This window comes from Photorhabdus caribbeanensis (genome assembly GCF_018448885.1).
GTDB lineage: Bacteria > Pseudomonadota > Gammaproteobacteria > Enterobacterales > Enterobacteriaceae > Photorhabdus > Photorhabdus caribbeanensis.
In genome coordinates this window covers 1-10001 of record NZ_RCWB01000059.1, presented here as the reverse complement: position 1 = coordinate 10001, position 10001 = coordinate 1, and the positions used below count along the sequence as shown (strand labels likewise).

Genomic DNA, 10001 nt, shown 5'->3' with positions numbered 1-10001 from the left:
GTGATTAAACAGAATACCAGTATAAAAGACAGTCAGGCGGCTAAACGTCGAAGAGCCATTTGGTCAGGGGAATTCCGTAGTCAACTTATCTTTGATTAAATTAAATACAAAGTGGAATCCCGCCCTGATACCAGCATGAGAATCCAATCCATAACGCTTAAATTGTCCACCGACTTTACCTTTATTATTATTAAAACCTGATGATTGGGTGAATAATAATGTTTCTCGGTCAGGGGAAACATGTAACTTCATGAAACCTTCTAAAGTCCTATCCTTAGGATTTGGTGCATTGCCGCCAAAATGAGAGGACTCTCTAGCTGCCTTACTTGCTGCAATATTATTAAGAACACCTTGTTTGATATTTCCACAATCTTTACCCGCCAACCCCAAAGGATCGATCCAACCCGTCGGATTATGAACGTAGCTATAAAGACGGAATGTTTAATGTGCTGAATGGGAACTAGATAAAAAAGCCGGAAGATCACGGGGATCTTTCCGGCTGATTTCAACGATATTTTATATCTGATTTTTATCGAAATAAGCCATAGATATAAACTCTCCAAAAACACTATTTCTTATTATTAATGAACAATGCAGTTGCTTAAATCCAAATAGTTAGTCATTACCTCTGACATATTCTTCAAGAAAACCTTTTATTTCTGTCAAAAAAAGAGACTTATCTTCTATTTCATAGTCAAAAATAAAATTCATTTCAGAAAAAACAACATCAACAAGATTAACTTTTCCATTTATAATAAAGTTAATAGACTGAATCACTTTATCTCTATTGGCTGGTATATATTCTAAAAACCAAGATTTGAGAACAATTTCTGAAACAGAACGTAGATCATCTTTATTATTAACATTTTTATTGTTAATTAACAAATAATCTTTATCACTGATAACTTCCTCATCAAGAGCAGAAAGAAAACCTACTAATATAGAAATTTCATTTTTAGTTTTTAAATCAAATTTATTCATTATCGCCCCCATACAGGATATGCAGTGATTGTTTGCCCATTTGGAGTTAAGATCACTGTTGCGGTACTCGAAGTGCCATATGTTGGGCCAGTCTTGCTATACCCTTCACCGATTCTTCTTCCATACGGAATTGTAGCTTTAGTCACAGCGCCACCTGATTGTCGCTGAATAGCATTTAATTGATCTCTATGACTATCAAATCGAGTTGCTGCCATCGGTGTACGCTGCTGAACTCCCGTAGTAGGATTCGCTCCATTAGTTGCTCGTCCAAGCTGGGATTCTAAAGACGTTTGGGCACCATGTCTCTCAAGGAAGTGAGATCTAGGATTCATACTTTCCATTTCTTGTAAACGTCTGAGTGCATTAGCCTCTGCAAGCTCATTGATCCTTGCCTGCCTTTGTTCCCTAGTAAGACTTGCCGGACAATCAGTCAACCCGAACGGATCTATCCAGTTTACCGGATTAGGCACGTAACTGTACGGATTCGGACTCCCATCTAGCCCCAGCGGGTCAATCCAGTTGACCGGATCATGGACATAGCTGTATGCCAAGATAGATCATCAGAAAGCCGGAAGATCTCGTGGGATCTTTCCGGCCTATATATTGTATTAGATATTATTCATCTAAATATGGAGATCTATATCTTTGTACTGTAAGTAAAGTATTTATTTTATCTATGCATTCCTGTGGATCTATTTTTGATACAAAATACATATAAAAATCATATCCAAAATGAAATTCGCATTGATCTGATATGAGTTTGCACCATATATCTTCTCTCAAAATTGACTGAATTATGTTTCTTAATTGGCTGATATCTATAGATTCACCGTCAAGATAAGAAACTTCGTCAATATTTACTTCTAGCTCTTTGATTCTGAGGAGCTTAATTTTCAAGCAGTGACATAAGTTAATAACATAATCTATATATTGATTTTCAATCTTCTCATATTCATCTTTTTCTACCTTTTGACCAATATCAAAAAAACTAGTCCATTCATCAGAACTAGAAAAAATATCGCCATTTTCATTGGTATTATTATATTTTGTTATTCTGTATGAATATTTCATTAGTCACCTATCCTATTCAGGTCAGCATCATACGTTCCCGATCTTGTTCGTCTACTGCCTAGATTTTTCACACTATCGGCAGCCTTCCAGACACCACCATTATGTTGATCAACATCAGGCGTAATATATTTCATTTTGTTCGATGCTTTTTTATTCATATAAAAAAGAAAATTTCATTTTCTAAAAAATATAACCTTGACAATAAACTGGATTTTTTGAGACGGAATTAAACCATTGGATTCATTCTCTTATAAATATATCATCGATAAGCTCCAATCGGCGCGGGCTTACCGTGGGTATGTGCCAAAATAGATCATAACAAGGCCGGAAGATCGCGGGGATCTTTCCGGCTTTATTTATATTAACTTATATCAAAATTGATTTTTTTATCATACAAGTGATTTAATAATTCTCTTTTCATATTCAGATGGTGATCCAAATCAGTTTTAAAACCATATTGATTTATTGCATCGATAACGTTTTCAGAAAAAAACTGCATCAAAAAATTAACTTCATCGATCATTGAATTTCTTTCATTAACTATTTTATCAAATGAATAGAAGCTTACTTTAGATTTTCCTTTATATAAAGATAATGTTATTTGATAACGGATTGCACCATAATTAAATATATCTTCTTGTTCTGAATCAAGATCTTCTTTGTAGAACAAGCATCCAACATCAATAACACCTTTCATGTATATATTATTTCCAACAAAACATTCACTATATGAATAAAATATATTGGATGAGAAAAAAATATCTTTTATCAAAAATTTATCATCATTACTTAATTTATTAAATATATTTAGATCAGCGTCAATTAGGTGGTTTTTAGCTATAAGCCATCCTGATGGCGCATACATTTTTTTTAAAGGAAACAAGTTATGTATTTTCTGAATTATATTCATTTTTTAGATCTCATATACGCATTGTAATCACTTTGTGATATTGGGTGTCCATGAAATTCAGGGTTAGGAGAATTGGTAACTTCCACTCTCAAATATTGAGTTGGCTTGCCATTATTATATCCAATTGGAGATCCTGCATCGTGAATATAATAAGATGAACCTTTATTATCGCCTAGGTTAATTTCTGCGCCATTACTTAACGCATCTTTTTCTACCTTATTTCTAAAAGCAGTAACTTGTTGTGCTGTTGCATTGTTAGGTAAGTTATCCCCCCAATATTGTGCTGTCCCTCCATTTGAAGAAAGAGATTTAGCTTTTTCTTGAGTTCTAGCTTTAGTGTGCTTTTCATATGCAGCAGATCGAGAATGGTATCTTCTTCTGCGGTCATCTTTTTTAGCCAATACTTCTGGACAAGATGTCAGCCCGAAAGGATCAATCCATCCGGTCAGGTTATGAACATAACTATACGGGTTCTCGCCACCGGCTAACCCGATCGGATCAATCCAATTGACCGGATCATGGACATAGCTGTACGCTAAGATAGATCATCAGAAGGCCGGAAGATCACGGGGATCTTTCCGGCTTAAGTTTAATTTAGCAGGCTATGAAATTCTTTGAATGCTTCAATTACTTCATTGTCAGAGGCCAGCTCTCTTCTTTCATTGATGATATATTTTTCAGTATCTACATCAAGAATTTCTAACATGCATGACAAATCATCCCATACAGTAAACCGAGCAATACTTTTATCAGTATCAATATCAACTACTAAACTTTCATTATTTACAATCACGGGATAATTGTAATTAGATATAATCCATAGTCTTATTTTTTGCATACTGTCATTATCCCCTCTGTTGTTTTCTGTGCCTTAATTTCTATATTGGCTACTTCTGGCATTTCTGGTACGGGCAATCCTTTACGTTTTGCTAAACGCCCTTCTAAAGAATCTGGACCTACTATTTTTACCCATTCATCATTTGTTTTTATCAACGATTTTTCAGGGACATCAAATTCAACATACACTGTTCCCGGTTTAGCTTGTTTACCAAAGGCATCTATATTTGCTGGATAACCAACATGTGTTGTTCCCGTAGTACTTTGAACCACTTTGCCAGTATCACGCATTTTTTGAAGTTCTTCGGGACTCATCCAACGACCAACCGTGGCAGTTGATAGCCCAAATGGGTCAATCCAGTTGACCGGATCATGGACATAGCTGTACGGGTTAAATCCACCTGCTAATCCAATTGGGTCGGCACAGAGATATTGCCCGGTCCCGTTATTGTAATATCTAAAGCGATTATAGAGAGTGGATTAGCTAACTGAATGAACAATCCCTTTTAGACAGGCATTTAATGAGATCATTATTCAGTAATAGAATGCCGGAAAGATGCTGTAATCTTTCCGGCCTATTTCTATCAGGTTACTGTGTCCTTAATTTAACGTATTCTTCAAAAAACTCTGTGAAATTAGAAGATAAAATGCCATCTACTTTTCTATCAAATAAATTATAATTCACTACTTTTCCAAAGTTACTTTCAGAAGTATCTATGTACCAACAGATATCGTCATCATAGAAATATATTACTACTAATTTCTCAGGTAAAGAAAATTCAGATCTACAATAAATAGTATCGTAATATATATTTCCACCATAATCAATTAAGGCATCATTATTTTCTATTCCAGATAATTCTTGGTCAACTACACCACCACCACCAACCTTATTTAGGAATATTTTGAAATCCTCTGGCAATTTTGCACATAATGCTTCCTCTAATATAGTAATTTGCTCCTGGTCAGCACCACCTAACCAGTCAACCTCGTGTTTTTCTGATGAAGATAATTCTTTGATTAATAGCTCTATTTTATTCATAATGCAAAGCCTTATTTAAAGTCTTCTGCCCTAAGTTTCCAGTAATTTTTCCTGAAAGTATCATATTGTGAAGCAAGATTCCCATTTCGTCTAAAACTTTTCCCATTTTCAATTAATCCATGTAATGGCTTATGGTATTTTTTGTGGGTTGAGGCCACAATTTCAACCATTGGACCAGGTTCCTGTCCGATAACATGATGCAAGTTTATTTGTTTCCCATCAGGGCCGATAGGTGCATAACCATTTTGCATCAGATCACGGTTAGTCCATCCATTAACTAATCTTTTACGAATAGCAGGGTGCACACTATTATGAACAAATTCAGGAACGCCGGGACTCTCTGAATATTAGTGTTATACATATCTTTGGATCTAATAATATTACCATTCTCCATGCTTTTTTTAGCTATATTTTGAATGTTAGCTATTTGTTTCGATATGGCATCAGTTGATTGATGTAGATTTATTTTATCCAGAGCATTGCATCAGTATATCTGTGATTACCTTGATGCCTTGCCATTGCATTAATCATTCGGCGTTGGCGTGGATGGGTATTCACCCACGGTAAGAAAGAAGCCAACCGGAAGCGGTTCCGTCTTTTACTGTTTCAGAGAGAAACAGAATAAAATATCTGAAATATAGCCTATATGTATATTTACTATGAATATTATATTTTTCTGTATCATTCCTTTTTTTGTCTTATTATTTATTTTATATTTTTATGATTTTAAGTTATATATTTAATATATAAGACCAACTCTGTAAGCTATTTGTTTTAAACATAAAAATAACAAAGCTGAAAGATCACGCGGATCTTTCCGGCTTTTTAAAATGGATAGGCTAAATAATTTCGGCTTGTAATATGCAAGTTAATTTATCTGTTACATATTTTTTAATATTTCATCTAGCCAACTACTATTTTTCCTCTCACACTCTATATTTCCGAAAAAGAAAAACAGATCACTTTTTTTATATCTAAATCATATTCAAAATCAAGAATAGCAAAAAGATAACTTATTTTATCTATATTGTTTTCTTTTAATTTTATTGCGACTGGCTGAGTTATAAAATCAAAACCTGGATCTAAGGCAGGATTATCTTCTCTATCTATTTATCCTAATTCACCTTGTTCTTTTCCATACCAAATAACAATTGCATGATCATAATCTGTTAAACTATTTTTCAAATTAAAATCACGCTCAAATTTGCAACTTTTATCCGTATTAATAAAATTATTTAAAATGGATGTATAGTCGGTTGAAGTTGAACACTAAACAGCATATTGTTCTTTCATAGTCATATCAGTACACCTAATTAAAAAGGCAAGTCTAGTGGGCCAAAAGTAAGTCGTCTACTAGACCATTTTCTTACAGCAGCTAGATATCCATTGATGTTTTTTGCATTATCGGCCATTGCTATCAGTTTGCGGTGAGCTAATGAAGATTGAGGAGAAACACTACTGGAATGAGGGATTGTATGTGTTCCCATAACGCCATTATCATCCAAGAATTTAATTTTACCTGTAGAAGTTCTCCATTTCATATATTCATTAAATGTTACTCCCATTTCTTTAAATTTATCAGTCTGAGATACTGGCAACCATTCATGAAATCCTCCATCTTTAGAGCCACCATTTTTGCGGAGACGATCCTTTATGTTGTCTCTAAATCTAGGATTATCCCAAGCCTTCATAAATTGCTCTTGAGTTGAGTTATCGCAGAAATTTTCAAAACCTTTTTTACCTCTTCTCCAGTCTCTCAGATATGCACTATATCCAGCTAATCCATGTGTATCTATCCATCCAGACCCAGAGGTCTATCCAGTTCGCCGGAGTATTACCTTCAATCTGCTCTAGCATACAGTGGATATTCGCCACGGTAGATATCATAAGAAGGCCGGAAGATCTCGAAGGAACTTTCCGGCTTTATTTATTATTTAATGCAACGTAAAACTAAATTATTGCTTTTTCATTGATGTAATTATTACATCTGGTTTCTTGTTTTTTTTACTTTTAATAAAATCACTAAGGTGCTCATGACCAAATTTATCGCCATTAAGCTCAATTAGAGAAATAGAGTTATTTATGAATAAAACTAATTCCTTAAGTTCATCAACAGATGCTTGAAATGTGATTTCATTCAAGCTAACCAAGTCACTATCTTCTGACTCATAACCATATATTTTCATGTTATACCCTATACTATTAACTAAGATATTAATCTGGTGGCGTCCATCCATGATCACGAAGCCATTCAATCGCTTTTTTACTGGGATTTGGAATACCTCGATGAGCGTCATGGACACCGCCACTTTGGTTGGATGAAGTTCCATCTTTATAGTGGACATGTGGTTCTTGACCTGGAATATGTCCTTTATCTACCCTTTCGATATCTCTTGGGGCTTGGCCTCTCTCGACTTGTTTTTGCATAGCTCCAGGCGTAGACGGTTTAGAGCCATATAGTTGTTGCCATTCTTTTTGACGAGCTTTTACACTATCAGGATGCCAAGGATCACCTTTCAATGCTGGAGATGGTTTCTTTATCCCAGGACATCCAGTTAATCCCAGTGGGTCAATCCAATTGACTGGATCATGGACATAGCTGTACGGGTTAAATCCACCTGCTAATCCAATTGGATCGGCACAGAGGTATTGCCCGATCTCGTTATCGTAATACCTAAAACGATTATAGTATAGCCCGCTTTCCTCGTCTTCGTACTGACCGGCGAACCTGAGATGACACGTCAGGTTCCGCGGGTCATTGACCGTCAGCACCGGCCAGCATTCCGGCTCGCCCCAGGTGAGTAATCGTCCTGCCCAGATCAGTTCCCCTGCTTCGGTCAGAATTTCCCGCACGGTCCCCTGGTGATCACTTACGACATAATATAGCTGGCCTTTTTCAAACCGGGCCGAAGGGGTCAGGGCGCCCGGCTCATACAGCCAGTGAATGCTCTGTTCATAGTCAACGGTGCCATCCGCATATACCGGCGTCTCTTCAATCAGCTGCTCCCCGCTCCACAGGTAATCATAGCCGATTATCGCGGTCGGTTTCACCGGCGGTCCGGCGGTGTCTGTCTCTTTCCGCTTGCTAATCCGTCGCCCGAAAGCATCATAGCCATAGCGCCAGCGCATCCCTTCCGGGCTGATAACCCCGGTCAGCCGGTCCTGCGCATCCCAGCGGTAGCGCCAGGTCCGCGGCCGGTAGCCCCGGCGCTGTTCGGTTTTCTCTGTCCGCCGCCCGTTTTCATCGTAGCGATACGTGCAGGCCCCGTGCTGAATCACCCGCCCCGCCTGCTGGGTGTGGTAGCTCTGGCGCAGGTCTTCACTGAGCCGTTCCGGTACCCGTTTTTGGTAATGCAGGTGCTGGCCGGCATCGTACACAAACTGTTCGTCACAGGCCCGTGGCCCGCCAAACTGGGCGGTCACCACCTGGTCGTTGGCATTGTAGCCGTAGCGCGTTTCCTCCCAGCGGGGGTCTTCAATGCAGGCCACGTTGTAGGCCGGGGTGTAATGCCAGTGGCGGGTGACTGCGCTGCCCCGCGGCGGGAAATGCGGGTCGGCCTCGTACAGGGTCTGTTTGAACCAGTCGGAGCTGCGGCCAGCGGTCTGATGGGCCAGCAGCCCGACCGGGGTGTAAGCCTGTGACTGGATAAAACCGGCGGCGCTTTCCCGCGCGATTTCCCGGCCCAGCCCGTCATGCTGCATCTGCAACGGGGCATGGCCGTCCAGCTGCCACTGCATCAGTCGGCCGTTAAGGCCGTAGTACCAGCTGACCGCAGGCAGGGTGTCCGCCTGGTATCCGGCGGGCAGGCCGCTCATCGGGTCCCACTGATGGCTGACGGCGCGCCCGTTAATCGTCTCCCGGGTCAGACGGCCGGCCTCATCGTATGCAAACGCCACCACCGCGTCCGGGTTAGTGGCCCGGACCAGCCGTCCCTGCGCGTCGTGGTCGTAGGTGGTGACGGTGCATAACGTGCACCGGTCATCCTCTTCCTGCCATGCTTCCTGGCGGGTAATGCGGTCGTCGTCGGTGTAACACCAGCGCAGCAGCTGGTGACTGGGGTAACGGGCAGTCAGGCGGCGCCCGGCGGCGTCATACTGATAATGAATGGTCCGGCCGGTAAAATCGGTTTCGCTAATCACCCGCCCGGCCGGGTCACGGGTGTAATGGTAGGTGTCGCCGGTTTCGTTGGTCACGGTTTTCAGGCGCGTCAGCCGGTCGTAGCCGAAGGTCAGGGCGGTGCCATCCGGGCGGGTGAGGCGGCTGAGCCGGTCGAAGGCGTCATAGGTATAGCGGGTGGTCCGGCCTTCCCCGTCAGTCACCGCCGAGACCCGGCGCTCGCTGTCGTAGTCAATCGTCTGCCGGATGCCGTCCGGTAGCTGAATCTCGCTGACGCTGCCCGCCGGGCTGGCGTGAAACGGGCTGTGGTGATAGTGGGTCTGCTGATGTAACGCGTCAGTGACCCGCAGCAGCCGGCCCAGGCCGTCGGCGTCAAACCGGGTCAGGGCGCCGTCCGGGGCCCGAATTTCACTGAGCTGCTGCCGTTCATAGCCGTAGCGCCAGGTGCGGCCGTCGGGCAGGACCTGGCGCAGGATTTCCCCGCGCGGGCCGTAACGGGTCTCTTCAACCCGTCCCTGAGGGTCGATAACCGAGGCCAGGTTGCCCTGTTCGCTGTAATGCAGCCGCCAGCGGGCGCCATCCGGCTGAGTGACCTGGGTCAGCTGGCCGTATTCATCGTAATCGTAAGCGGTGAGGTCCCCGGCGGGTGACAGCCAGCCGGTCAGTTCGCCGTAAGGGCTGTACTCATAAGCCGTGGTCCGGCCCAGCGGGTCGGTTTCGGCGACTTTGTGACTGAAATCCCATTCGGTCCGGGTGTCATGGCCGAGCGGGTCGACCTGGCGGGTCACTAAGCCGTCGGCGTTATAGTGGTAGCGGGTACAGCCGCCTTCGGCATCGAAATAGGTGGTGATGTTAGTAAACGTCCGGTCATCTCACCTTGTTCTTCCTCCCTGTCCCATGCACGCTACCGTTTCCTTATCTTCACCTGGAGACTGACACCATGAGCCGTAGCCGATATACCCCGGAACAAAAACAGCAACATGTGACCCAATGGCGCCACAGTGACCTGACCCGAAAACAGTATTGCGAACAGCATCAGCTGA

General features: G+C 41.9%; 14 protein-coding genes and 2 pseudogenes. 2 read left to right on the top strand and 14 right to left on the bottom strand.

What is annotated here, in order from left to right; translation table 11 throughout:
- Positions 1 to 63: 63 nt before the first annotated feature.
- The 14 genes and pseudogenes from EAE90_RS22275 to EAE90_RS24915 form a co-directional block, all read right to left on the bottom strand.
- Complete coding sequence (locus EAE90_RS22275) at positions 64 to 390, bottom strand: hypothetical protein (RefSeq protein WP_214055327.1); 327 nt, start codon at positions 388 to 390, stop codon at positions 64 to 66.
- A 225-nt stretch (positions 391 to 615) separates the two neighbouring features.
- Entirely contained in the window at positions 616 to 981 is a 366-nt protein-coding gene (locus tag EAE90_RS22270; RefSeq protein ID WP_214055326.1) for a hypothetical protein, read from the bottom strand.
- A complete protein-coding gene (locus tag EAE90_RS22265; RefSeq protein ID WP_214055325.1) occupies positions 981 to 1313 on the bottom strand; it encodes a hypothetical protein in 333 nt (110 codons plus the stop codon). The genes EAE90_RS22270 and EAE90_RS22265 overlap by 1 nt, the downstream gene beginning before the upstream one ends.
- Before the next feature lie 283 nt (positions 1314 to 1596).
- Positions 1597 to 2052, bottom strand: coding sequence for a hypothetical protein (locus tag EAE90_RS22260; RefSeq protein ID WP_214055324.1), 456 nt, complete (start codon positions 2050 to 2052; stop codon positions 1597 to 1599).
- Entirely contained in the window at positions 2052 to 2210 is a 159-nt protein-coding gene (locus tag EAE90_RS24530; RefSeq protein WP_214040137.1) for a toxin C-terminal domain-containing protein, read from the bottom strand. Before EAE90_RS24530 ends, EAE90_RS22260 begins: the two co-directional genes overlap by 1 nt.
- Positions 2211 to 2413: 203 nt before the next feature.
- The gene (locus EAE90_RS22250; protein WP_214040138.1) at positions 2414 to 2962 is read right to left on the bottom strand and encodes a hypothetical protein; all 549 of its coding nucleotides are present in this window, start codon (positions 2960 to 2962) and stop codon (positions 2414 to 2416) included.
- Positions 2959 to 3363, bottom strand: a complete 405-nt coding sequence (locus tag EAE90_RS22245) for a hypothetical protein (RefSeq protein WP_214055323.1) — start codon at positions 3361 to 3363, stop codon at positions 2959 to 2961. Before EAE90_RS22245 ends, EAE90_RS22250 begins: the two co-directional genes overlap by 4 nt.
- 188 nt (positions 3364 to 3551) lie before the next feature.
- Positions 3552 to 3800 carry an immunity protein TriTu family protein gene (locus EAE90_RS22240; RefSeq protein WP_011147327.1) on the bottom strand — a complete coding sequence of 83 codons (249 nt, stop codon included), beginning with the start codon at positions 3798 to 3800 and terminating at the stop codon, positions 3552 to 3554.
- Positions 3788 to 4270 (bottom strand): annotated as a pseudogene (locus tag EAE90_RS22235) (RHS repeat-associated core domain-containing protein); the annotation flags it as partial. The gene EAE90_RS22240 and the pseudogene EAE90_RS22235, both read right to left, overlap by 13 nt.
- Positions 4271 to 4388: 118 nt before the next feature.
- Positions 4389 to 4841, bottom strand: a complete 453-nt coding sequence (locus EAE90_RS22230; RefSeq protein WP_214055322.1) for an SMI1/KNR4 family protein — start codon at positions 4839 to 4841, stop codon at positions 4389 to 4391.
- Between the two features lie 11 nt (positions 4842 to 4852).
- The gene (locus tag EAE90_RS22225; RefSeq protein WP_339921759.1) at positions 4853 to 5146 is read right to left on the bottom strand and encodes an HNH/ENDO VII family nuclease; all 294 of its coding nucleotides are present in this window, start codon (positions 5144 to 5146) and stop codon (positions 4853 to 4855) included.
- Positions 5147 to 6154: 1008 nt separating this feature from the next.
- A complete protein-coding gene (locus EAE90_RS22220; RefSeq protein ID WP_214055320.1) occupies positions 6155 to 6532 on the bottom strand; it encodes a hypothetical protein in 378 nt (125 codons plus the stop codon).
- A 264-nt stretch (positions 6533 to 6796) separates the two neighbouring features.
- A complete protein-coding gene (locus EAE90_RS22215) occupies positions 6797 to 7027 on the bottom strand; it encodes a hypothetical protein (protein ID WP_113041135.1) in 231 nt (76 codons plus the stop codon).
- A gap of 358 nt (positions 7028 to 7385) precedes the next feature.
- Positions 7386 to 9809: pseudogene (locus tag EAE90_RS24915) on the bottom strand (RHS repeat-associated core domain-containing protein); the annotation flags it as partial.
- On the opposite strand from EAE90_RS24915, the gene EAE90_RS22205 reads away from it, so the two are divergent.
- Together EAE90_RS22205 and tnpA are read left to right on the top strand one after the other, a co-directional pair.
- Entirely contained in the window at positions 9765 to 9902 is a 138-nt protein-coding gene (locus tag EAE90_RS22205; protein ID WP_214055319.1) for a hypothetical protein, read from the top strand. The pseudogene EAE90_RS24915 and the gene EAE90_RS22205 sit on opposite strands and share 45 nt — an antisense overlap.
- On the top strand, positions 9899 to 10001 hold a 103-nt coding region (gene tnpA, locus EAE90_RS24780), incomplete at its 3' end, for an IS66 family insertion sequence element accessory protein TnpA (protein WP_422616012.1). The genes EAE90_RS22205 and tnpA, both read left to right, overlap by 4 nt.

Bases quoted from the DNA above. Each gene is read 5' to 3' on its own strand.
- EAE90_RS22270 (WP_214055326.1), bottom strand. From the start codon at position 981: ATGAATAAATTTGATTTAAAAACTAAAAATGAAATTTCTATATTAGTA.
- EAE90_RS22265 (WP_214055325.1), bottom strand. From the start codon at position 1,313: ATGAATCCTAGATCTCACTTCCTTGAGAGACATGGTGCCCAAACGTCT.
- EAE90_RS22260 (WP_214055324.1), bottom strand. From the start codon at position 2,052: ATGAAATATTCATACAGAATAACAAAATATAATAATACCAATGAAAAT.
- EAE90_RS24530 (WP_214040137.1), bottom strand. From the start codon at position 2,210: ATGAATAAAAAAGCATCGAACAAAATGAAATATATTACGCCTGATGTT.
- EAE90_RS22250 (WP_214040138.1), bottom strand. From the start codon at position 2,962: ATGAATATAATTCAGAAAATACATAACTTGTTTCCTTTAAAAAAAATG.
- EAE90_RS22240 (WP_011147327.1), bottom strand. From the start codon at position 3,800: ATGCAAAAAATAAGACTATGGATTATATCTAATTACAATTATCCCGTG.
- EAE90_RS22230 (WP_214055322.1), bottom strand. From the start codon at position 4,841: ATGAATAAAATAGAGCTATTAATCAAAGAATTATCTTCATCAGAAAAA.
- EAE90_RS22220 (WP_214055320.1), bottom strand. From the start codon at position 6,532: ATGAAGGCTTGGGATAATCCTAGATTTAGAGACAACATAAAGGATCGT.
- EAE90_RS22215 (WP_113041135.1), bottom strand. From the start codon at position 7,027: ATGAAAATATATGGTTATGAGTCAGAAGATAGTGACTTGGTTAGCTTG.